The 22,746-nt window shown below is 60.5% G+C and carries 18 protein-coding genes; 3 read left to right on the top strand and 15 right to left on the bottom strand.

Annotation, left to right across the window (positions count from 1 at the left end; translation table 11 throughout):
• Positions 1-126: 126 nt before the first annotated feature.
• From OA90_RS24160 to OA90_RS24145, 4 genes are all read right to left on the bottom strand, one after another.
• Positions 127-3,129, bottom strand: coding sequence for a bifunctional [glutamine synthetase] adenylyltransferase/[glutamine synthetase]-adenylyl-L-tyrosine phosphorylase (locus OA90_RS24160; RefSeq protein ID WP_068418875.1), 3,003 nt, complete (start codon positions 3,127-3,129; stop codon positions 127-129).
• The gene (locus tag OA90_RS24155) at positions 3,080-4,531 is read right to left on the bottom strand and encodes a HAMP domain-containing sensor histidine kinase (protein WP_068418872.1); all 1,452 of its coding nucleotides are present in this window, start codon (positions 4,529-4,531) and stop codon (positions 3,080-3,082) included. Before OA90_RS24155 ends, OA90_RS24160 begins: the two co-directional genes overlap by 50 nt.
• The gene (locus OA90_RS24150) at positions 4,515-5,201 is read right to left on the bottom strand and encodes a response regulator transcription factor (protein WP_068418867.1); all 687 of its coding nucleotides are present in this window, start codon (positions 5,199-5,201) and stop codon (positions 4,515-4,517) included. The genes OA90_RS24155 and OA90_RS24150 overlap by 17 nt, the downstream gene beginning before the upstream one ends.
• Before the next feature lie 160 nt (positions 5,202-5,361).
• Positions 5,362-6,888 (bottom strand): Do family serine endopeptidase, encoded by a 1,527-nt coding sequence (locus tag OA90_RS24145; RefSeq protein ID WP_156510619.1) that lies wholly within the window; start codon positions 6,886-6,888, stop codon positions 5,362-5,364.
• Positions 6,889-7,171: 283 nt separating this feature from the next.
• Between OA90_RS24145 and OA90_RS24140 the strand changes: the two genes are divergently transcribed.
• Complete coding sequence (locus OA90_RS24140; RefSeq protein ID WP_199823825.1) at positions 7,172-8,185, top strand: DUF2336 domain-containing protein; 1,014 nt, start codon at positions 7,172-7,174, stop codon at positions 8,183-8,185.
• Positions 8,186-8,200: 15 nt separating this feature from the next.
• Here OA90_RS24140 and OA90_RS24135 read toward each other — a convergent pair whose 3' ends face one another.
• Complete coding sequence (locus tag OA90_RS24135) at positions 8,201-8,851, bottom strand: glutathione S-transferase (RefSeq protein WP_068418858.1); 651 nt, start codon at positions 8,849-8,851, stop codon at positions 8,201-8,203.
• Between the two features lie 178 nt (positions 8,852-9,029).
• Between OA90_RS24135 and OA90_RS24130 the strand changes: the two genes are divergently transcribed.
• The gene (locus OA90_RS24130) at positions 9,030-10,028 is read left to right on the top strand and encodes a DUF2336 domain-containing protein (RefSeq protein WP_068418855.1); all 999 of its coding nucleotides are present in this window, start codon (positions 9,030-9,032) and stop codon (positions 10,026-10,028) included.
• A gap of 657 nt (positions 10,029-10,685) precedes the next feature.
• A complete protein-coding gene (locus OA90_RS24125) occupies positions 10,686-11,783 on the top strand; it encodes a DUF2336 domain-containing protein (protein ID WP_068418852.1) in 1,098 nt (365 codons plus the stop codon).
• 35 nt (positions 11,784-11,818) lie between these two features.
• Here OA90_RS24125 and OA90_RS24120 read toward each other — a convergent pair whose 3' ends face one another.
• From OA90_RS24120 to OA90_RS24075, 10 genes are all read right to left on the bottom strand, one after another.
• Positions 11,819-13,060 (bottom strand): alpha/beta fold hydrolase, encoded by a 1,242-nt coding sequence (locus tag OA90_RS24120; RefSeq protein WP_068418848.1) that lies wholly within the window; start codon positions 13,058-13,060, stop codon positions 11,819-11,821.
• 171 nt (positions 13,061-13,231) lie between these two features.
• Complete coding sequence (locus OA90_RS24115; RefSeq protein ID WP_068418925.1) at positions 13,232-13,714, bottom strand: cytochrome c-type biogenesis protein; 483 nt, start codon at positions 13,712-13,714, stop codon at positions 13,232-13,234.
• Between the two features lie 10 nt (positions 13,715-13,724).
• Entirely contained in the window at positions 13,725-15,713 is a 1,989-nt protein-coding gene (locus OA90_RS24110; RefSeq protein ID WP_068418845.1) for a heme lyase CcmF/NrfE family subunit, read from the bottom strand.
• Positions 15,714-15,789: 76 nt separating this feature from the next.
• On the bottom strand, positions 15,790-16,239 hold the full coding sequence (gene ccmE / locus OA90_RS24105; RefSeq protein WP_068418842.1) for a cytochrome c maturation protein CcmE: 450 nt from the start codon (positions 16,237-16,239) through the stop codon (positions 15,790-15,792).
• A gap of 61 nt (positions 16,240-16,300) precedes the next feature.
• Positions 16,301-17,452: a c-type cytochrome biogenesis protein CcmI gene (gene ccmI / locus OA90_RS24100; RefSeq protein ID WP_068418839.1), complete on the bottom strand. Its 1,152-nt coding sequence runs from the start codon at positions 17,450-17,452 to the stop codon at positions 16,301-16,303.
• Between the two features lie 91 nt (positions 17,453-17,543).
• Positions 17,544-18,932 (bottom strand): hypothetical protein, encoded by a 1,389-nt coding sequence (locus tag OA90_RS24095; protein WP_208986285.1) that lies wholly within the window; start codon positions 18,930-18,932, stop codon positions 17,544-17,546.
• Between the two features lie 222 nt (positions 18,933-19,154).
• A complete protein-coding gene (locus OA90_RS24090) occupies positions 19,155-19,535 on the bottom strand; it encodes an RT0821/Lpp0805 family surface protein (RefSeq protein WP_208986284.1) in 381 nt (126 codons plus the stop codon).
• A 319-nt stretch (positions 19,536-19,854) separates the two neighbouring features.
• A complete protein-coding gene (locus OA90_RS24085) occupies positions 19,855-21,279 on the bottom strand; it encodes an ATP-binding protein (RefSeq protein ID WP_068418830.1) in 1,425 nt (474 codons plus the stop codon).
• On the bottom strand, positions 21,269-21,937 hold the full coding sequence (locus OA90_RS24080) for a response regulator transcription factor (RefSeq protein WP_068418922.1): 669 nt from the start codon (positions 21,935-21,937) through the stop codon (positions 21,269-21,271). Before OA90_RS24080 ends, OA90_RS24085 begins: the two co-directional genes overlap by 11 nt.
• A 79-nt stretch (positions 21,938-22,016) precedes the next feature.
• Positions 22,017-22,268 (bottom strand): hypothetical protein, encoded by a 252-nt coding sequence (locus OA90_RS24075; protein ID WP_208986283.1) that lies wholly within the window; start codon positions 22,266-22,268, stop codon positions 22,017-22,019.
• Between the last annotated feature and the right edge of the window lie 478 nt (positions 22,269-22,746).

Here is a 22,746-nt window from a genome sequence, read left to right as displayed (position 1 = left end):
AGTATTTGCCAATCCGCAATCAAGCCGGCTCCTGTCCCTGCCGAGTTGAAATACTCTGCAGGAACCGGCCTGACGCGCAGCTCTTCTGCGTGAAGTCCCCCTTTGCAGGAAATGGCAGGCCTGGTGTCAGGGGTCTGTTTCCACCGTCTCCACTTCCCCCACCAGCCGGACGAACGCCGCCCGCACCCTTGCCTGAAGGTCGGCAAGTTCCGTTTCAAGCCGGGCGAATGTTGGAGTTCCCGAGACCTGGACCAGAAGGTTGAGAACCCCGCCGGGTGCTTCTGCCGGGACAAATTTTCCCTCAAGGGTCAAGCGCAAAACCTGCGTCAGGCGCTGATAGAGCCGCAGCGCTTCAAGCAACAGTTCAGCCTCGCCGATATCCAGGCAGCCGGCATTGCGCAGGAATTCCAGCGCCTGTTCGGTTCCCTGCGCCAGGACAGCCGGGTTTTCCCGGGCGTGCGCAAGTTGAAGGCACTGGGCAATAAACTCGATGTCGACCAGACCACCTGCGACCTGTTTCAGGTCCCAGATGTCTCTTGTGCCCTTGTCCTTTTCAATCCGGGCGCGCATCGTTCGCACATCGTCGGCAAGCTTCTTCCTGTCGCGCGGCTGCGTGAGTGTCCTGCAGACATTTTCGTAGATCTTCTGCCGAAACTTCTGAGACGTGGAGGCGATCACCCGGCCACGGGTCAGGGCCATGTGTTCCCAGGTCCAGGCACTCTTTTCCTGATAATCGATGAAACCGCCCAGATTGGTCGCCAGCGGTCCGGCATTTCCGGACGGACGCAGACGGAAATCGACTTCGTAGAGAGAGCCCTCCGCCGTTGGCGCGGACAAGGCGGTGACCAGACGCTGCGTCAGGCGCGTGTAATACTGAGGGATCGCCAAAGGCCGCTTGCCATCGGACATCTTCGCGTCCGGCGGGGCTTCGTAGAGCAGGATCAGATCGAGGTCGGAGGCAGCGGTCATTTCCCGGCCGCCCAGTTTCCCCATGGCAAGTACGGCAACATTCCCGCCCTCAACCTTGCCGTGGCTTTCGCCGACATGGTTCATGACCTGCGTCAGAATACGGTCAACCACCACCTCGGCCAGCCGGGCCAGCGCGAAGCCGACCCTGTCGGCGGACAGCGTATCGGAAATCAGACGCAAGCCGATCAGAAACTGCTGTTCCTGGGTGAAGATCCTCGCGCGGTCCAGGGCCTCTTCGTAAAATCTTGCCTGGGCCAGTGTCCGGTCGAGACCGGTGCGGAATTCCTCGACGCTCGGCATCGCGCCGAAGAAGGCCGGATCCAGCACGGCATCGAGCACATGAACCCGTTTGGAAACCGTGTCTGCCATACGCGGGGCGGCGCCCATAGTGGTGGCGAGCAGCGTCAGGAGGTGCGGATTCGATTTCAGAAGGGCAAAAAGCTGCACACCCGCCGGCAATTTTACCAGAAAACTGTCAAAGGACCGTAGCGCCGCGTCGGCGTTTTCCGTTGCGGCCAGCGCACCGAGGAGGGTCGGGTGCAGTTCCGTGAGCCGTTCGCGCGCCTGGGACGAGCGGGTGCACGGGTAGCGCCCGAAATGCCAGGATTTGACAATGACGGCGGCGTCTGCCGGGTTCTTGAAGCCGAGCCCGGAGAGCGTTTCAAGCGTGTCCGGGTCATGGTCGTCGCCGGTAAAGACGAGATTGCCGAGTTCGGACGACAGCGCCGGTTCGTCCTCGAACAGTTCCGCGTAGTGATGCTGGACCTTGCGCGCGTGTTCCAGAAATTCCGCTTCGAAGGCCTGAAGGCTGCCAAACCCCATTAGCGCGGCAATCCTCGTCATCCCTTCCCTATCCTTGGGCAAAAGCTGGGTCTGCTCGTCGTTGAGCATCTGGATTCGGTGTTCGACATTGCGCAGGAAGCGGTAGGCTTGCGCCATCTCGTCACGGGCGTCCGAACGGATCCAGTCCGCCTCGCATAGCGCGTCCAGCATGTCCAGTGTCCGGCGGCCCCGGAGGGCGGGATTGCGCCCGCCGGCGATGAGCTGCTGTGTCTGGACGAAGAACTCCACCTCGCGAATGCCGCCACGACCCAGTTTCACGTTATGCCCCGCAACGGCGATAACGCTATGACCCTTGTGCATATGGATCTGCCGCTTGATCGACTGGACGTCCGCGATCGCGGCGAAATCGAGGTACTTGCGCCAGATAAAAGGAACGATTTCCTGCAGGAACGCCTCACCTGCGGAAATATCGCCCGCGCATGGCCGCGCCTTTATCAGCGCCGCCCGCTCCCAGTTCTGGCCGAGGGATTCATAGTAGACCAATGCCGCGGGGACGGACATGGCCAGCGGTGTCGCGCCGGGATCGGGCCGCAGGCGCAGATCGGTCCGGAAGACATAACCGTCGGCGGTCCTGTCCTGCATGATCTTGACCAGCCGCCGCGCCAGCCGGACAAACTCCACCGGGGCTTCCGCCGTGCCCGCCATGGGGGCCTGTTCCGGATCGTAGAGAACGATCAGATCGATATCGGAAGAATAATTCAGTTCATTGGCACCGTGCTTGCCCATGGCAAGCACAATCAGGCCGCTGCCTTTTTCCGGTTTTTCCGCATCGAACGGATTGAACTTGTTGCGGTTGGCAAGATCGTCCAGGCAGAAGCGGATCGCCGCCGTGAGCGCGGCATCGGCGAAGCCGGCAAGGCCGCCGGTCACCAGGTCGAGATCCGCAGCTCCGCAGACATCGGCCAGCCCGAGGGTCAGGGCAAGGTCCTGTTTCAGCAAGCGCAGCGCCCGCATGATGCCAGCCTCGTCCCCGGCACGCGCTTGTTCGGCATCGGCCAGAATTCGTCCGACACGGGCTTCGGGAACTTCCTCCAGGATTTGCAGAAGCCTTGGCGGATCGGTCAGCATGAGATCGCGCAGGAAAGGCGAATTGCCGATAATGCCCGTCAGGAAGTCTTTCACCTCCGGCTTCGACTTAAAGAGCGCGCCGAGAGGCGCCCCGGCTTCCGCATGCGCAAGAAGGTCCTTCAGAAAGAGAGCCGCATGATCAGGATCGGGCGCGGCCGGAACCACGGCGATACGATCGGCGAGTACGGCATTTCCGCCATCACCTTCCAAGTGGCAACCTTGCGTTTTCGGATGTCCTGTCCCGTCCATCACCATCCCCGTCACCCACCGTGGCCAAATCGATCCGGGCGGAAAGGCCCGGCCCCTCACTGTTGAAGTGTAATTCTCCACCATGCAGGCGCGCCACCGCCTTGACCAGACTCAAGCCCAGGCCCGTGCCCGGTTCAGATCGGCTTTCCTCGAGGCGGACAAAACGTTCCTTGACCCGGTCCTGATCCTTTTGCGGAATGCCGGGACCGGTGTCCGTCACAGTCAGGACAACGCGGCTGTCCTCTTCCCTGCCGGACAGGCGGATCAACAGCTCGCCGTTTTCCGGCCGGCCGTATTTCAGGGCGTTCTCAATGAGGTTCACAAGGGCCTGGCTGATCAGATCCTTGTTGCAGTCCGCGTTGAGCCCCGCGGGAACATCCGTTTCAAGCCGGCCGCCTTCGTCTTCGACCAGGGGCTCGTAGAGATCCGCGACCTCCGCGACCAGCTTGTCGATATCCACCGGCCCCATGACCGATCCGGGAGCCGTGGATTCGATCCGGGCGATCCGCAGGAGCGCATTGAATATCCGCAGCAGATTGTCGGTTTCCTCAAGCGTCGCTTCCAGCGCCGGACGATATGCCGTTTCTCCCTCCGCCTCGCGCAAAGTGGTTTCCACGCGGGTTCGCAGCCGCGTCAGCGGGGTTTTGAGGTCATGGGCGATATTGTCGGTCACATCCCTCATCGACTGCATCAGCAGTTCGATCCGCTCCAGCATGGCGTTGAGACTGACGGCCAGCCGGTCGAATTCGTCCTCATTGCCCGCCAGCGTCAACCGTCTGGACAGATCGCCGTTCATGATGGTGCGGGCAGTGGCCGAAATCTCGTCGATGCGCTTCATCACCCTGCGGCTGACGAACAACCAGGTGATCGCCGCCAGGATAACCACCAGGATCAGCCAGAGCCGCAGCGCATTTGCCAGAAGATTGGAAAACAGCAACTGGTCGCCGAGATCCCGGCCGACAAGCAGGCGGAACCCGCCGCGCAGCTCGAAAATGCGGACCATCGCCTGGCGTTCGATGTCTTCCGTGTCCTGACCGAGTCGCGTGTAGCGCACCCTGCGCAGCCCGCCATCGGCCTCTTCCAGCACGACGGTCGGCAATCGCGCGATGTTTCCGGTCAGGGCATTGCCTGCGAAATCCACCAGCAGGTAGAGGCTGGCGTCGGGGTGGCGGGAGCGGCGGTCGATGGTGTCCACCAGATCGCGCAGCCCTCCCCGCACGTAGATATCGGACAGACCCTTCAGCTCCGCGTCAACAGTCTGCACGACCTGTTCCGACATCAGCGTGTCGGTGCTGTCTGAAATATAGAACAGCAGAAATCCGGACATCACCGTGAACACGGCAATATAGAGCAGCGACAGCTTGAAAGCGGTCGTTCTGGTAAATTTAGTGAACCGTGTCACGGATGGTGTACCCGGCGCCTCGGATCGTATGAAGGAGCGGTGTGTCAAATCCCTTGTCGATCTTGCCACGCAGCCGGGAAATGTGGACATCGATCACATTCGTCTGCGGATCGAAGTGATATTCCCAGACGTTTTCCAACAGCATCGTGCGGGTGACCACCTGGCCCGCATGCTGCATGAGATACTCCAGCAAGCGAAACTCGCGCGGCTGGAGCGGTATGTCCGTCTCGCCGCGCCGGCAGGAGCGCGTCATGCGGTCGAGCCTCAGATCACCGACGGTGTAGGTCGTTTCCACCTGCTGGGCCGATTTCGGCCGCCTGGCAAGAGCCTCGATACGGGCCTGAAGCTCGGTGAAGGCGTAGGGTTTGGGCAGGTAATCGTCGCCACCGGCCTGAAGACCCTTCACCCTGTCGTCCACCTGACCAAGTGCGGAGAGGATCAGGGCCGGAGTGTGGTTGTTTTCCCGGCGCAGTTCCTTGATGAGGGAAAGCCCGTCCAGTTTCGGAAGCATCCGGTCAACGATGAGAATATCGTAGCTGCTGTCGATGGCCATCTGCAGGCCGGTTTGTCCGTCAGCCGCCTGATCCGCCGTATGGCCGAGCTCGCTCAGGCCCTTGACGAGATAGCCGGCAGCTTCGGGGTCGTCTTCAATAACGAGAATTCTCAACATACCCCCCTTTTACCTTGAGTTGTGCCGGAATAACAATGGCCCGGGTGGCCCTGGCGGGTTCTTTACATTGAACCCAAGGCAAGGACCGGTCCGTCGGGGTTTGGGGCAGAGGGCAGACCGGCCCTGCCGTCAGGCCCGGCTCCGAAGAGCCGGGTCCCGATCAGGCGAGGTTCATGGGAAGTGCCACGAACCGTGTCGTTTCGTTGGCTTCAACCCGGAACAGAACCGCCTTGCGGCCATCCTTTTCAGCCTTTTCGAGTGCCTTGATGACATCCGCGGGGTTTTCGACCTTCATGCCGGCGACTTCCAGAATGGCATCGCCGGGATTGAGGCCTTTTTCAGCGGCTGCGCTGTCAGGGTCGATCTCGGCGATGAAAACGCCCTTCCCTTCAAGACCGGCTTCTTCCCGGCTCATCAGCACGAGGCCGAGTTCATCCAGGCTGGTTTTGGTCTTTTCAGTCTGCGATGCCGCCGCGGCCTGCTCCTTTTCCTGCAAACGGCCCAGCGTGACCGAAACGTCCTGCTCTTCGCCGTCGCGCCAGATCGTCACGTCGATCTTTGTGTCCGGATCGTAGGTTGCGATGATCTTGGAAAGCTCGCGCGGCCCCTTCACGCTGGCACCGTCGACGGCCAGGATGGTGTCGCCCGAGCGCAGTCCAGCTTTCTCGGCCGGGCTGTCTTCCTGGGCTTCCGCGACAATCGCGCCGCGAGCCTCATCAAGGCCAAGGCTTTCGGCGATATCGTCGGTGACATTCTGGATCTGAACGCCCAGCCAGCCGCGAACGACCGTCCCGTCATCCTTCAGCTCCATGATCACATCTTGCGCGGTCGAGGCCGGAATAGCGAAGGCGATGCCGACGTTGCCTCCGGAGGGCGAGAAAATGGCCGCGTTCACTCCGATGACTTCACCATGCATGTTGAAGGCCGGACCGCCGGAGTTACCCCGGTTGACGGGCGCATCGATCTGGATGAAGTCGTCATAGGGACCAGCACCGATATCACGGCCGCGGGCGGAGACGATGCCGGCCGTAACCGATCCGCCGAGGCCGAAGGGGTTGCCGATGGCGACAGTCCATTCACCGACCTGCGGTGCTTCCTTGGCGAACTCGACATAGGTGAAGTCCTCGTCGCCTTCGACCTTCAGCAGTGCCAGATCCGTGCGTTTGTCGGCACCGATCAGGGTTGCGTCATATTCCTTGGCGTCCTGGCCGATGACCGTGAACTCTGTCCCCTTGTCGATCACGTGCTGGTTTGTGACGACATAACCGTCTGCGGAAATGAAGAAGCCGGAGCCCTGTGACATGCCGTACTGACGCGGAGAACGACGCTGGTTCTGTCCTTCCTCGCCACCGCGGCCGCCGAATTCACGGAAAAACCGCTCGAAGGGGTGTCCTTCCGGAAGTCCCTTGAAGAATTCCGGTGAATTGTCCTTGCCGCCGAAGTTCATCATCCGCGGCTCCACGGCCTGCTTCACCTGAACGGAGACAACGGCCGGGCTGACAGTGCGGACAACCTGGGAAAAGTCGGTCGGCGCCTGCGCATCGACACGCACCGCATCCGCCAGAGCCATCTGGCTGGGGACAATGGTTTGCGCACTCAAGAGGCCTGCGGCGCCAAGTACAACCGCTCCCGCCATCAGCTTGGCGCGGCGGGACCGCAAGAGTGAGACTGAGCCACGATTTTTCATATCTATTTCCTCTACCGACATTCGACTTGAAGGTCACTTTGAACGCGAGCGGGGATTCGCGCGTCTGGTTCGAAGAGGAAGGTAGGTGAGCCAGCCTTACAGGCGCCTGTCGGTGGCATTACGATTTTGTAAGGTAGCATCGGAGCCGGTGACAGTTGCTCGCATTTAAAACAAAACGCTTCGAAAGCGTCAGATATTCTTTAATTTTTAGGTATTTATACTAGTGATAAAAGAGGCAATACCCTTCCGTTGAAAATCGAGTCGCCCCCTCCAGATGACCGCCTTGAGTACCCTTGTCGAAAGTTGCCCAAAGGAAAAACGCGATCATCTTGCCGGATTTGTGGCCGATCAACTCGCCACGGGACTGAATTCCCTGGACGCTGGTGAAGTCGACTCGCTCAACGCCGTTCTGGCAAATACCCTTTCGGATCTTGAACACTCGACGAAGCGAAGGATCAGCGAGAAGCTCGCCGGCAGTTCATCCACCTCGCGCGACCTGGCACGCCTTCTGGCGTCCGAAGAGGCCTCGATCACGGCCCCCATTCTCGAAAAATCTCCCGCTCTGAGCGAAGAAGACCTGATGCAGCTCGCACGCGAAAAAAGTCAGGAGCACCTGAAGGCGATCTCGCAGAGAGGGGTTCTCGGCCGCGAACTCACAACCCTGCTTCTGACCCTGGGAGACGCGGAAGTTCGCAGGTTCATTCTCTGCAATCTGGGGGCGGATATCTCACCGGAGGACTTCGACCGGCTCGTTGCGGAACTGCCCGGAAAGATGGGCAACAAGATCTCGCATCTGCGCAAGTCGAACGAGCAGCTCATCCAGGATCTGCTCAGGGAGGAAGGGGATCTGACCGTCGGACCGGATCTCTCCGAGCGCGACACCCGCATTCCGATAGCGGACTGGCTTGCCATCCTCAAGAAGGGCGGCGTACATCTGGATCAGGTTCTGACCCAACTCTGCCTTGACAAGAATCTGATGGCCGTCGCCTCTCTCATCGCGGAAGTCTCGGGTGTGCCCGAACAGACCGTGTCCCACCTCTTGGTGCGTTTCGATGCCACCGGCCTCGCCGTTATATGCAAGACGCTGGGTGTCGGCGATCTGGCTTACTCGACATTATGCCGTGTCCGGGGAAGCCACCTGCGCCTGCCTGCATCGATCATCACGCTGTGGGCATCCAACTACAGCCTCCTGGATGCGCGCGATGCGACCCGGCTTCTGAACCTGATGGTCATGCAACTGGAGAACGCCCAGAAAGCCGCCCGGCCGCCAAAGGAGCTCGCCTGCATCACCACGTAGCGGCCGGCACGGAACCTACGCGGGAAACAGGACCGGCGCATCGCCGTTGCACCAGCGGGGCCATTTGCGCATGACCGCCAGGTATGGTTCGGAGCGTTCGAACGCTTCCAGCCAGAGCAGCAGCGCACTCCAGTCCTGACTGTCGAACCAGGTCCGGTCCGTGTTGGCGAACTGGCGTACAAACGGCAGAATGGCATAATCGGCAATCGACGCACGCGGACCCAGCAACCAGCAGCCATCCCGGCTCAGAGCATCGTTCAGGTGCGTCAGGAATACGGCTCCGGCCTGGCGCTCATGGTCGCGATCGGCATCCGGATGGCGCGTATCATACTTGTAGCGGTCGAGATGTTTCTTAAAGGGACCGTCGCAGGCGCGGATCAGCTCAAGGGCGGCGTCCAGGTCCGCGCCACCAGTCCTGAGCCAGTCTTCCGGATCGTTGCGTTCCAGCGCCCACAGCATGATGTCCAGGCTCTCGTCCACAACAGCATCTCCATGCTTGAGGCACGGAACGGTGGCGGATGGAGAGGTTTCCAGGAATTCAGGAGCTTTCTCACGCAGGACGATTTCACGTATTTCGACCGTCTGACCGCTCACGAGGATCGCAAGCCGCGCCCGTATGGCATAGGGGCAGCGGCGGAAAGAATAAAGGATTGGATGTTCAGGCATAGCAATCCCATGAAGCAAAGCTGGAATAGCGTCAAGACTATCAATCGCGCAACCAGCTTGAGAGAAAAACCCCGCGTGCAGAATTCGCGCTGCTTAAGTAATTTTCCCGGGGTCTTCGCGACATTATTCACCGCTTATAAAGAAAATTCTGAGAAAATCCCCTTGATAGGGTACATGCATGATCGATACGCTTCTCCATCTTGCCAAAGAAAGTTCTTCGACGAAAAAGCACCAGCTTGCTGAGCATGTTACAGACTTGCTCGCGGCAAGAACAGATAGTGGCGGCTCGGAAGAATCGAATCTTCTCAATGGCATGCTGGAAGGCGTTTACGGTTCGCTTGAAACGGACACACGCAAGCAGGTGTCCGAGCGCCTTGCCGACATCCAGGCGACCTCTTCCAGTCTGGCAGCCACGATTGCCGCAGACGACCTTCCTATCGCCAAAGCCGTTCTGGAACGTTCGCAATCCCTGCAGGACACGGATCTGCTGAAGATCGCCGAAACCAAAAGTCAGGGACATCTCCTGGCCATGGCCAAGCGCGATCACGTTGGCAAAGGCCTTTCCGAATTCATGCTCAAACGGGGTGACCAGGCGGTCAAAAAGACTCTTGCCGCCAATCTGGGTGCCGAAATCACAATGACCCAGTTCGAGGCCCTGGTTAAGGAATTGCCCCAGCAACTCGGTGATCGCCTCCGGCATCTGCGTAAATCGAACGAGGAGGTGCTGGATGACCTTTTCAAGGACGATGAAGAAGTCGCCGCCGGCGCCCAACTGGTCCGGCGGCCATCCAAAGTCAGTCCCAAGTCCTGGCTTGTAGGTATCCGGCTGGGCAAGACAACCTTGAACAAGGCGGTCTATCAGCTTGCCGTCGAACACAATCTTCTGGACGCGGTCGCCCTTTTATCCTTCTTCTCCGCTCTGGATATGAAATACGTCCACAAGCTCATGATCCGCTTCGACTCCACCGGTATCGCCACGGTCTGCAGGGCCACGGGCATCGGTGCGCAGGAGTTTCAGGCGATTTGCAAGGAACGCTGCAAACACTTGAAGTTTCCGGAAAGCACCGGCAGCAAATGGCTTACCAACTACCATATGCTGGACGAAACTGATGCGCGGCGGCTGCTCGCGCTCATGAAGATCAGGCTGAAAACGGTAAAACAGAAAGAGGCGGCATAGAGCGTAAGCCGGAGCCTAACCGTCAAGCTCACTGGTTGCCTGGCCATCGCCCCCTCATGCGTATTCCGAGCGCTTATACCAGCCGCAATAAATAAGAMCCTRTTTGACCATGACATGAGCGCGTTCCGCGAGGAGCGTGTCGCAGGGCGATGCGGGGCATCGGCCAAGACGCGCGACGCTGYGGAGCGCGCTCATGTCATGGCCTCCGGYGGCTTGTTCAGGCCCGCCTGACTACGCCCACGTCCCTGGACCGGCCAACCGGGCCGATCTGCGCGCCGCGCCTTGCAGACCGTCAGCCATCCAACAGGTTCTTGTTTGTTGCGGTTGGTATGGCCCATTCCCAATTTCCGCTTCATCTGTCCTGCGCGCGCAGCAACTCGGGGTGCCACTCTCACACAAGGAGACAACTGTCCGGCTCGCCTCCGGCAACACCGCAGCTTGCCGGCGCGATGCCGCAATGATTTTCATGTAGATTTTTTTGCACCCCTCAAAAAGACGAGCAACCTGAAATAAACCCTACTCCTTATTTAAAATAACCGTATAAATTATTGCGATAATTACCTAGAGTAATTTCATTTAAAAAATTATCTGTTCTTCTTTATGCTGTTGTAAACATCTACTCGTTATTCGTAATACAGGTAAAGCGGATAACCCGACATGATCACCGAACTTCTCAACGTTGCCCAGGAAAGCTCACCGGAAAAACGCCATCAACTGGTTGAGCATGTCACCAGCCTGTTCGTAAAAGGTGCGGACAGTTGCCGGACGGAAGAGATCGCGATCTTCAATTCGGTTCTGGAAAGCATGCTCCCCTCGATGGAGGCCGCTCAAAAAAAAGCGATTTCGGAAAAACTTGCGCCAATTGACAGCACTTCGCACGAGGTCGCCTGCGAACTGGGCCGTGAGGAAATCGACATCGCCCGCCCCATGCTGACATCTTCCAATGTTCTCGACACAGCCGATATTCTTCAGCTCGCGAAAACGATGGGGCAAGGTCATCTTCTGGCAATTTCGAAGCGCAAGCATCTCGAACCCAGAGTGACGGACGTCCTTCTGGAGCGCGGCGAAAAGCCCGTCAAGCAGTCCGTCGCGGCGAACGCGGGCGCAGAAATTTCCGGCTGGGGGACCCGCATGCTGATCAAGCTGGCGGAGAGCGACGAGAATATTCGCGACTCGATGATGGAACGTTCAGACATCACGGAAGTCGACTATGACAAATTGATCGACCTGATGCCGGAGCAGCAGAAGATCAGGATCCGTCAAATGCGCGACGAAAATGAAGCGCTCCTTCACGACCTGTTCCATGAGGCCGGCAAGATCGTCACCAGCACCAAACTGGAACGCAAGGCAAGGCGCATCTGCGCGAAGGCGACCTTGAAGGAAATCCGGACCGGCCAGCGCTCGCTGGGGAAGGCCGTGACACAGCTTTCCCTTTCCAACAACCTGCTCGACGTTAGCTTCCTGCTCGCAGAAATGTCCGGCCTGGAGCAGAAATACGTTACCAATGTCATGCTTCGCTACGATGCCACAGGCATCGCGGTTCTTTGCCGGGCGATGGGCGTCGAAGACAGTGAATATTCCGCATTGTGCCGGGCACGCACGAACCACAGCAAACAGCCGCAATCGACAGTCGAGAAGTGGACGAAGGACTACGAGGCTCTTTCCGGCAAAGACGCACGCCGCCTGCTATCGTTCACGAAAATACGGCTCGGCACTTTGCAAAAAAACTTGCCTGAAGGTTCCCTCCCCTCTTGAAGACCGGCATTTGGCGGAGATCGCCGCACCATTCCTCAGGTCTTTGACGGGGCTTCCCGCGTCACCACCGCCGCGCCGGCCTCCAGTGTTCTGTGAACCGGGCATTTGTCGGCGATTTCCAGCATGCGTTGCCGTGTCGCCTCACCCAGATCTCCCTCAAAGGAGATCAGACGTTCGAACCTGTCGATCTTCCCGCCCTGCGCCTTCAGGCCGTCCGAGCAATCCTCGCAGTCGGCGGCGTGAACCTTGCCATGCAGGACACGCGTGCCGATCCTGTCCACATCGATACCTTTCCTGTTGGCATACATGCGCAGCGTCATGACAGTGCAGGCTCCAAGCGCGGCCGACAGAAAGCCGTAAGGCGACGGCCCGCTGTCCAGACCACCGACAGCCACGGGTTCGTCGGCAAGCAAGCTGTGAGCTCCGCTCGACACCATCACCTGATACTTTCCCTGGCCCGTTTCCAGGACCTCGACCCCGTCTTTGTCCTTGTTGGCGGTTTCGCGCACGCCCATGTCCAGATATCTGCCCGCCCAGGCCGCAATCACCCTGGCGGCATAGGAGGCGTCCTTTTCCGCCGATAACAGGTGGTCGGCAGTATCCAGCGAGACATAGCTTTTCGGGTGACGGGCGGCGGCGAAGATATTGGTGGCGTTTTCTATGCCGACCGTCTCGTCGAGCGGCGCATGCATGACCAACAGGGCCTTGTGAAGTTCCGCAGTCTTTTCCCTGACCGACTGCCCTTGCAGATCGTCGAGAAATTCGCGGCGGATCGTAAATTGGCGCCCGCCAAGGTTTACCTCCCCTGCACCGTTTTCACGTATTTCCTCGATGGAGCCGTTGAAATTGTGAAGAACATGATCGGCATCGGCGGGCGCGCCGATCGTCACCACAGCCCGCGCTTCGGGAATGTCGCCCGCGACGGCAAGTATCGCCGCGCCGCCGAGCGAATGTCCGATCAGAAGCTGCGGTGCTTCATAGGTCTTGCGGAGGAAATCCGCGGCCAGCTTGAGATCCTCCACATTGGAGGAAAAGCCCGTGGAGGAGAAATCTCCGCCGCTACCGCCCAGTCCGGTGAAATCGAAGCGTAGAACCGCAATTCCTTCCTTACTGAGCGCCGCGGCGATGTGGCGGGCGGCAACGATGTCCTTGGAACAGGTAAAACAATGCGCAAAGAGCGCGAAGGCCCTGATCCCGCCGGCGGGAAGATCCAGTCTTGCTGCGAGCCGAGCGCCATGCGCACCGTCAAATTCCAGTTTCAGCGGACGGTTTGCCATTCGTGGATCTCCTCGCGGGATGAGCATTTGAAGAATGCTTCACAAGTAACCACGCGAGCCGGGCATGCAAATCACACCCGGGTACAACTTCGTGAAGGGATTGGCCGTCGGAACCGGGATACCAGCCCGGCGGACGATATTTTCCCGCCGGCCGCTCGACCGGACAAAGCTTTAGCCGTTATCCTCCAGCAGCGCCTTCAGCCTGCGTTCTTCCTCCTCGGACAGGCCAGCGACAGGGCTGTCGGCAGCCTGCGCCGACTGTGCCCGCCGTTTGCGCAGGGCAAGGATAATCGCAAAAAGACCCGCAACCAGCGCCAGAGGTCCTGCCGCCCAGAGGGCAAGCGTGTTCCAGGCGAACCTGGGTTTGAGCAACACGAACTCGCCGTAGCGGGAGACGAGATAGTCGATCACCTGCGCATCGCTGTCGCCCGCGACGAGGCGCTCGCGAACCAGGACCCGCAGATCCTTGGCGAGAGGCGCGTCGCTGTCGTCTATGGACTGGTTCTGGCACACCATGCAGCGCAGTTCGGCGGACAGGACCCGTGCCCGCGCTTCCAGCGCCGGATCGTCCAGAATTTCGTCCGGGGCCACGGCCATGGCCGGCGATGCCAGCAGGCAGAGACACAGGAAAAAGCTGGTGAAAAGGGACCGGATCATCGCATGCCTACTCCGCCGGCGCCGGCGCAGCCGATTTGCGCTTTCTGGCCGGTTTCGGCGCCCCGACGCGAAGCCGCCTGTCGGCGATGGACACAGCGCCGCCCAGCGCCATGATCACGCAGCCGATCCAGATCAGGGTAATAAGCGGCTTGAAATAGACCCGGACATCGACAGCGCCGTCACCCCGGCTTTCTCCAAGGGACAAATAGAGCTGCGAGAACCCGGTGGTGTGGATCGCCGCCTCCGTTGTCGGCATCTGCCGGGCCGTGTAGACCCGCTTTGACGGATCGAGTTCGGCGACGAAGATGCCGCCCTGGCGGATCGTGAAATGACCGACTTCCTCGGTGAAATTCGGGCCGCGCCGGGGCGCTGCGCCATCGAACGTCAGCTGATAGCCGGACAGCTCCACGACGTCTCCCGGCCGCACGGTCGCTATCCGCTCTTCCTGAAACGCCGACGCGGTCACGATGCCCAGAACAGTCACACCGACGCCAAAATGGGCCATACTGGTTCCCCAGGCAGATCCGGGCAAACCGATCAGGCGCGAAAAGGCACGGGACGGGCCAATCTCCAGGATTTTCACCCGGGTCAGAATTTCAGCGACCGCACCTGCCATGACCCAGACCGCGAGGCCGACGCCCAGCGGCGCCAGAACCATGTCCATGCCCCAGAGCCAGAAGGTGAAAACCGTCATCAAGATGGCGAGGCCGAATGCCGCGTATAGCCGTTGAGAGGCCGCCAGCAGGTCGCCGCGTTTCCAGGAGAGCACGGGGCCGAAGGGAACTGCGATCAGGAGCGGCACCATCAGCGGTCCGAAGGTCAGATTGAAGAACGGCGCGCCGACGGAGATTTTCTCTCCTGTGACGGCGTCCAGAAACAGGGGGTAAAGCGTGCCGACAAAGACGGCGGCGCAGGCGGAGGTGAGGAACAGGTTGTTCAGCACCAGGGCCCCTTCCCGGCTGATCGGCGCGAAGAGACCTCCCTGCTTGAGGGCCGGAGCCCTCCAGGCATAGAGCGCCAGGGACCCGCCGATGAAGAAACACAGCAGCGCCAGAATAAACACACCACGGGTCGGATCGGTGGCAAATGCATGCACGGAGGTCAGGACACCGGAGCGGACCAGGAAAGTCCCCAGCAGCGACAGCGAGAAAGTGAATATCGCCAGAAGGATGGTCCAGATCTTCAGCGCCTCCCGCCGTTCCATCACAATCGCGGAATGAAGCAGGGCCGTTCCTGCCAGCCACGGCATCAGGCTTGCGTTTTCAACCGGATCCCAGAACCACCAGCCTCCCCAGCCGAGTTCGTAATAGGCCCAGTAGGACCCCATAGCGATACCCAGGGTCAGGAAGCTCCAGGCGAGCAACGTCCAGGGGCGTACCCAGCGCGCCCAGGCGGCATCCGTGCGCCCCAGGATCAGGGCGGCGACCGCGAAGGAAAATGTGATCGAGAAGCCGACGTAGCCGACATAAAGAAGCGGTGGATGGATCGCCAGACCGATGTCCTGAAGTATGGGATTGAGATCCGCGCCCTCCAGGGGCGGATTGGCAACCCGGGCGAACGGATTGGACGTCGCCAGCAGGAAAAGAATGAAACCGGCGGAAATCCAGCCCTGGACTGCCAGGGTCGCAGCGCGCAGGTCCTTCGGGAGATTGCCCCCGAAAAACCCGACAAGCGCGCCGAAGAACACCAGTATCAGCACCCACAGCAGCATAGAGCCTTCATGATTGCCCCACACGCCGGTGAACTTGTACACGAGGGGCTTGGCGGAGTGGGAGTTTTCCAGAACGTTCAGAACCGAGAAATCCGCGGTCAGATAGGCGTTCGTCAACACGGCGAAGGACAGCAACACCATGATGAACGTCGTCACGGAAACCGGTGCGGCGACGGCCATGAGCCGGTCGTCTCGGGCAAGCGCGCCCCACAGGGGGACAACGGATTGCACAAGCGACAGAGCAAAGGCCAGCACCAGCGCGTAATGTCCGAATTCGACGATCATTGGCTCTCCCAAATTCCGTTCACCAGATCACTCCCCCCACAAGATCGCAGCCCCGAAAACTCGCAGGCCCAAAAGGTCAGTTGGCCGCGGCTTTCCCGCCCTGCCAATGGCCTTGCTTCTTCAGTGCTTCGGCCACTTCCTTGGGTATGTAGTTTTCGTCGTGCTTTGCAAGCACGCTATCGGCGATAAAAATCCCGGCCGGACTGACAATACCTTCCGTCACCACACCTTGCCCTTCACGGAAGAGGTCCGGCAATATCCCTTTATAGGTGACCGATATCGTGTTCTCCATGTCGGTGACACGAAAACTGACTTCCGCATTGTCGGAGCGAACGACCGAGCCCTCCTCGACCAGGCCGCCCAACCGGATCCTCTGACCGGACGGAAGAGGGGTCAGGGCGATATCGGTCGGGCTCTGAAAGAAGACAAGTTCGTCATAGAGAGCAAAAAGGATCAGTCCGAACGCCGAGGCGAGCACAACGCCTGCCGTTCCGATAAGGGTCAACCTTCTTTGTTTACGCGTCATTTGTTTTCCGCCCGCTTCCCGCTGCCTTCTGCCCCTTGAGGCGCGGAAGTCTCTTCTTGTCTCATGATCCTGTTAGACCAAGTTGCCTTGCCGCGTCCTTGATGGAAGACAAGTCCTCCGGCTTGTCGGCAAAAGCGGCCTGCGCGTCTTCAAGCGCATTTTCCGCGCTCTGCATTTCGCCCAGAACGACATAGGCCTGCATCAACTGCCCCCATTCCGACACGGAGCCCCCCTCATCGGCGAGCCGCTCGGCAAGGCCGGAGACCATGGAGCGGATCATCGCCTGCCTGTCGACCGGGCTCATGTCCTGCGAGGCAGCGACATCTTCCTGTGAAGGCCCGCGCGGCGCCAGCGTCTGGCTCGTCCGATCCGATTGACCGTCCGCCCCTGCAAGCTCCGCCAGTTCATTGCGTGCGGCCCCGAGCCAGGCTTCCGTGCCATCGGCCCCGGCGATGAGATTGCGCCAGGCCTCGATTGCCTCTGACTTTCGGCCTTCCTGTCCAAGGGCAATCGCCAGGAAAAAGCGCGGCTTGACCGCGGAAGCATCCATCGCCGCGGCCTGTTCGAACGCCTGCCGCGCTTCCGCCGGGACAAGGCCCTGATTGGCGATGACCATCGCCTCGCCCATGTCGGTCAGCCAGTCCTGCCTCGGTCCGAGCAGACGGATTGCCTGTGCGTAGGCGCGGGCGGAGTCCTGCGCCCGGCCGATCGACAGGTAGACCGGTGCGATCACCACCCACCCCTGGCCATCTTCCGGGTTTTCCGCCAGATGCCGCTCGACCCGGGCCACGAGAATATCCACCGATTGCTCTTCCGCCGGAGCCTGGAGCCTTGCGGCGAGCGGAGCGTCAGGCACATCCGGCGCTCCGAAGAAGAGATAGAGGCCTACGGCCACCGCCGGCAGCGCGAACAGCGCCAGTCCCTGGACGAATTTCAATCTCGGTGCCTGGCTGATCCTGCCGGCTTCCCGCTCATGGTTGTCATGCGCGTTGAGCAACCGCCGGGCGATTTCCGTGCGCGCCGCACCGGCGGCTTCCGGTTCGATCAATCCGCGTTTCAGCTCGGCTTCGATGGCGCTGAGCTGGTCGCGGTAAACGGCTTCGTCCGCGTTCCCGGACGGGCCGTCCTGCGAACGACGGGCTCTCGACATGGGCACAAGCACGGACAGGGCCGCAGCCGCTGTCATGACAGCGATAAGGATCCAAAATACCATGGGGCACTATAGACCGCCCAATCCCGACAAAAGCAAGATGGCACCGCTGTGACCGGCGGTCGCGGCTCAGCTCTCCGGCAGCGACAAAGGACTACCTGCCGCCCAGTGCGCTGGCGACCAGCTTGCGCTCCGGATTACCTTGTTCCGACGTGCTCAACTTGCGCGCCTTGGCCACGGCCGCCTGACGGCTGCGGCGGAGCTGGTTAGCGTATTCGGACCCGAAATAGATCTCCGACAGCATGATCGCCACATCGGCCGCAGCCAGGTGGGCCTGCAACTGCCGGCCCCGGGCTTTGCCGAGATCGGAGATTTGCGACCGGGTGACGATTTCCAGCGTCTGCTCGACGGCCTGCCTGGTCCGTTTTCCGACCTCGTTCACGGCAAAGGTCTCCGAGGCGTTTCGGACCATGTTCACCACGCGCAACGTCCGCACCGCATCGTCGATTGCTTCCTGATCGATCTGCAGTTTGCCGTCCTGGTCGAATTTTGGCACCTGGAGCGCACGGCGGACGGCCCCATGGGCGTTGTTCAACTCGTTTGTCACAACACTGGACAGGCTGCGCTTGCTTTCCGCCAGACGCTTGCGCCATTTGCCGGAGACGGACAGGTCCATGTCCCGTTCGACACCGCGCACGAGCGAGTGGTATTCCTGGAGCGCTTGCGAGAAGGCGACCGGATCCGGATTGTTGTTGCAGTGCTCAAGCGCCAGGATCTGCAGCCGTTCGGCCTCGCTCATCACGACATCGACAAACGGCGCGAACTGCGATTTCTCGATTGCCTTGGGATCGTCGTCACCGGCGAGGCGCCCGGCAAAGCTGCACAGGGCGGCCGGCGCTTCGGAGCGTTCAACCAGGGCGGCGGCGATGATGGAAACATGGTCGGGAAACCGGTAGGAACACTTGTCCACCAGACGCAGCACATCCTTGTCGCGCTTCAGCCTTTGTTCGTTGATGCGTTCGGGAATTTTCTGCAGAAACGGCACGAGCCAGCGCTCGGCGGAAAAAATCTTCTGAATGTCCCTGAGTTCGGCAATACCGCGTTCTCCACCGAGCTCGATACCCATCCGGCGCCGCTGCGTATCGGACACCTCGCTGTGGTGCAGGGCTTCGCCGAGGGCATCCACCGCCCGCGTGCGCAGCGCCTGGACGAGCGCGGAGACCCGTTCGCCGCTGATCTGCATATTGCCTGCCTGTTCCAGGACGGTCTGGAAATCTTCCGGCATGAGGTCGCGCCCGAGCCATTTCCAGACACGGTCGAGCACATTGCGGTTGATGCGGGCTTCCTGCCGGATCGGCAGGGTTTCGTTGATCAGAAAGTCCTCCAGCGGCGCGAAGAACATGCGCTGGATCTGGTTTCGCCTCTGGAGTCCCCCGTCGATTTCAGGCTTCGGCTCGTCCTGTTTGCGCAGAAGACCAAGAGCCGCAGCGAGAACCACCTGAAGGTTGGGATCGGGATTCTTGTGAAATTGGGCCCGTTCCATATTACGGACCAAAGCCTGCACGGCCTGCGGCGTGAGACTGCTCAGATACGATTTGATTTTATGTTCTAGCTGGTCCGAGTGGGTCATTCACAGCGTCAATAGCGATCCGAATCTCCGCAATACTAACGCCACAAGGTTTAACTAAATGTTGAGAATAATTTAAGTAATCCGAAACACACGCTTGACCTGCGGTCCTTCTGCGGGACCGTCAGCGACCCAGGCTTAACCGATGACCTGCCAGGCGCCCCGATCCGTTTCGCAGGCAGTGCCCCTCGCCTGCAGAACGCGTCCCTGCAGAACCATTTCGTGGGTGAATTCCCGGCAGCTTGTCTCGTTGACGAAATAGACCGGGCCCGGACGCACCTGACCGCTGCGGCCGGTGCGCTCGTTCTGCCAGGCGACCGCTACACCCAGTCCCCGCGCCCGCAGGGCCCGATCCTGTGCATCTTCCGCCGCGCGGCGGTCGGAAGGCTCGAGCGCTTCGCCGAGTTCGTTGTTCACCAGAACGGAAATGGCGGTATTCGCCTCGGACCCGGCCACACCGGACTTCGGATCGCCAAAGAACGAGCCCAATCCGGCGGTGTCGCCGGAATTGGACGTCATGGAGCATCCCGCCATAACCATGGCAAGAGCAACACATGTGGCACCGCGCAAAAACATGCTCGAAAGCTCCCGGAGCAATCAGTTTCAAGGCAGGCTCTCCCGGCACCGGGACAGCGGACCGATGTCTCGACCCGGCGTCCTCAATCGCGCCTCCCGGGCACGGAATGATCATGGAAGCCGGTCAGAACCCGCAGATGAACCTTTGTTATTTTCAATTTGTGGCCGAACTAGGCCTTCATACAGTCTTTGACGCCATAGTCTGCGTCAATTTTCATCACAATTTATTGGTCTTGTCCTTAACTTCCGATTGCTCTCGTCTCTAGCGTCTGTCGACAAGAGCCGGCAAGGTCAGCCTGGCTTTCAGGCCGCCCAGCGCCGATCCGTCCAGTTCGAGCGTGCCGCCGTAAAGCGCGGCAAGATCGGCCACGATCGACAGGCCCAGCCCGGTGCCGGGCACGGTTTCATCAAGCCTTCTGCCGCGTTTGACCGCCTCCGCCCGCTCTTCTGGCGTCAGTCCGGGGCCGTCGTCCTCCACGGTTATCGTGAACATGTCCCGATTGGTCGCCGGGTCGATCAGCGACGCAACCGTGACCGAAGCCCGGGAGGCCGCCCATTTGCAGGCATTGTCGATGAGATTGCCGCCCATTTCCTCCAGGTCCTGGCTTTCCCCGCGAAAGCGGATCTCGCCGTTCTGCTCAAAGCCGACCGCAATGCCCTTGTCCTGGTAGATCTTGTTCATGGCGCGAATCAGCCGGGAAAGCACGGGCTCCGTTTCGCACGAGACGCCGATCACCCGGCGCTGCGCCGCCATACGCGCCCGCTCCAGATGATGCTGTATCTGGGTGGACATGATCTGCGCCTGTTCGGAAACCTTGTCCGCCAGTGGCCCGCCGGCCGTGCGGGCTTCATTGGAAATCACCGACAGCGGCGTCTTCAGCCCGTGCGCCAGATTGCCGACATGGGTGCGCGCCCGTTCGACGATTTCCTTGTTGGACCCGATGAGCGCGTTCAGTTCCACCGCCAGCGGCGCGATTTCGCGCGGCAAGGCCTCGTCGATGCGCTCGGCCTCGCCCTGACGGACGGCCGACAGCGATGCCTCCAGGCGGGCAAGCGGTTTCAACCCGATGCGGACCTGCAGGAAGATCGCCAGGATCAGGCCGAGGCCGACAATGCACAAGGTCAGCGCTGCCATACGGCCGAATTCGTAGATATCGGCCCAGAAGTCCGCCGTCGCGGCTGCAACGGCGATGATGTAAGGCGTCTCACCGACCGAAATATTCTGCTGCAGGACGCGAATTTCGTCTCCGCCGGGCCCTGCGACGAACCCCGCGCCGCTCTCCTTGTCACCGATCGCCGGCACGTCGAGCGGATCGCCCACAAGGGATTTCGAAGCTCCGATGATTTCCGCATTGCCTGCCTGGCGAACCGTCCAGTACCAGCCGGACAGCGGCAGGGAAAAACGGGGATCGCCGCTGTAGTCCGCCACCGACAGCGTGGTGCTCGCCCCGTTGTCCGCGGCATCGGTCTCCAGCATTCCGGAAATCAGCGCGTTGATGTGAATTTCGAGCTGACTGTCGAAGGCGCGCTCGCTTGCACTCTGATAGAGGCTCACCAGGAAGATACCGGCCAGGGCAAGTGCGACAGTAGCCCAGACAGCGGCCACGAAAACAAGACGCCCGGCAAGCGAGCGCTGCGGCTTGCGGGCCGTTTGCGGCTCCCCTGCCGGCGTCGACTCACTTGTCACCGTCTGCTCCCAGCCGGTACCCGAGACCCCGGATGGTTTCGATCAGATCCGAGCCGATCTTCTTGCGCAAACGGCCGACAAAAACCTCGACCGTATTGGAGTCCCGGTCGAAATCCTGATCGTACAGATGTTCGGTGAGTTCCGTTCGTGAGATCACCTTGCCCTGATGATGCAGCAGATAGGACAGCAGCCGGTATTCATGGGAGGTCAGCTTGATCGCCGAGCCATTCACGGTGACCTTGCCTGCGCGCAGGTCGAGACGCACGGCGCCGCAGGTCAGTTCGTTGGAGGCATGACCGGCCGCCCGGCGGACAAGCGCGCGGACCCGTGCCAGCACTTCCTCCATGTGAAAGGGCTTGGCAACGTAGTCGTCCGCCCCGGCGTCGATCCCCGCGACCTTGTCCGACCAGCGGTCCCGGGCGGTGAGGATCAGCACCGGCATCGTCCTGCCGTCGCGGCGCCAGGTTTCCAGAACCGACAGCCCGTCCAGCGTCGGCAGGCCGAGATCGAGAACAACCGCGTCATAGGGTTCGGTGTCACCCAGATAGTGCCCGTCTTCCCCATCGGTCGCACTGTCGACCACATAGCCGGCTTCTTCCAGAGCGGTGACGATCTGGCGGTTCAGATCGGTATCGTCTTCAACAACAAGAATGCGCATGAGTTCCGACTTTTCGAAGTTCAGTGAAATGATCCGGCGGCCCCCACGCATGCGCGGGACCGGCCCCTTGATCGTCTATCTAGCGGGCGCTGACTGTGACCGTCGTCACCTTGCCGCCGTTCTTGACCGAGAGAACATAGACATAGCCCCCGCCCTGCTGACACAGCTGGGCCTTCAGGATTTCCCCCTGAACCCGGCCTTTGACGGACCCCAGCGAAGCCGCCTGGCCGCTGGCGACGACCTTGCGGGCCGCCGCGTCCGACAGACAGGCCGCCTGCGCCGGTCCCACCGCGGCGAAAAGGAGCACAAGTATGACAAATATGTGTTTCACGGGTTTGATTCCGGTTCTGCTCACGAAGTGTTGGGCAAGGTGTAATCAATTTCACATGAACGCAAGCTGAACCGGTTGTTTTGGATTGGGAGGTGGGAGGCTTTTGGGCTTTGGAAAAACATCTCGGGCCCGACATGAAGGCGGCTTGCGGATGAGCAAGCTGCCTGATCGGACAGTCACACCTACGAAGTTCGAGGGGAGCTTTCAGTCCGGAAGCTGCCGTTTCTCCGGCACCATGCCGCTGCGGTGCAGCCAGTCGATGGAGACGTTCGCGGCAACTGCTAAACCAGGACACTCGGTAATTTTTTCAGGACCCTGCTACGCGGCTGAACTGTCACGTGGAAGCTGGGTTGGTCCGTAGTAAGCGGCTGACTGGCTGCTGTACCAGGCCCAGACCCAGTTTCCGTAGTCATAGTGCCACCATTCACTGGGCAGGTTGGTGAAGCCAGCCGCTCCTGTCGCTTTCAACAATGCCGTT

The organism is Labrenzia sp. OB1 (assembly GCF_001624695.1).
GTDB lineage: Bacteria > Pseudomonadota > Alphaproteobacteria > Rhizobiales > Stappiaceae > Roseibium.
This window is presented reverse-complemented; position numbering and strand designations above follow the sequence as displayed.

Bases quoted from the DNA above. Each gene is read 5' to 3' on its own strand.
- OA90_RS24135 (WP_068418858.1), bottom strand. From the start codon at position 8,851: ATGCCTGAACATCCAATCCTTTATTCTTTCCGCCGCTGCCCCTATGCC.
- OA90_RS24080 (WP_068418922.1), bottom strand. From the start codon at position 21,937: ATGCGCATTCTTGTTGTTGAAGACGATACCGATCTGAACCGCCAGATC.
- OA90_RS24090 (WP_208986284.1), bottom strand. From the start codon at position 19,535: ATGACGTCCAATTCCGGCGACACCGCCGGATTGGGCTCGTTCTTTGGC.
- OA90_RS24160 (WP_068418875.1), bottom strand. From the start codon at position 3,129: ATGGACGGGACAGGACATCCGAAAACGCAAGGTTGCCACTTGGAAGGT.
- OA90_RS24130 (WP_068418855.1), top strand. From the start codon at position 9,030: ATGATCGATACGCTTCTCCATCTTGCCAAAGAAAGTTCTTCGACGAAA.
- OA90_RS24120 (WP_068418848.1), bottom strand. From the start codon at position 13,060: ATGGCAAACCGTCCGCTGAAACTGGAATTTGACGGTGCGCATGGCGCT.
- OA90_RS24125 (WP_068418852.1), top strand. From the start codon at position 10,686: ATGATCACCGAACTTCTCAACGTTGCCCAGGAAAGCTCACCGGAAAAA.
- OA90_RS24095 (WP_208986285.1), bottom strand. From the start codon at position 18,932: ATGGAACGGGCCCAATTTCACAAGAATCCCGATCCCAACCTTCAGGTG.
- OA90_RS24145 (WP_156510619.1), bottom strand. From the start codon at position 6,888: ATGAAAAATCGTGGCTCAGTCTCACTCTTGCGGTCCCGCCGCGCCAAG.
- OA90_RS24110 (WP_068418845.1), bottom strand. From the start codon at position 15,713: ATGATCGTCGAATTCGGACATTACGCGCTGGTGCTGGCCTTTGCTCTG.
- OA90_RS24150 (WP_068418867.1), bottom strand. From the start codon at position 5,201: ATGTTGAGAATTCTCGTTATTGAAGACGACCCCGAAGCTGCCGGCTAT.
- ccmI (WP_068418839.1), bottom strand. From the start codon at position 17,452: ATGGTATTTTGGATCCTTATCGCTGTCATGACAGCGGCTGCGGCCCTG.
- ccmE (WP_068418842.1), bottom strand. From the start codon at position 16,239: ATGACGCGTAAACAAAGAAGGTTGACCCTTATCGGAACGGCAGGCGTT.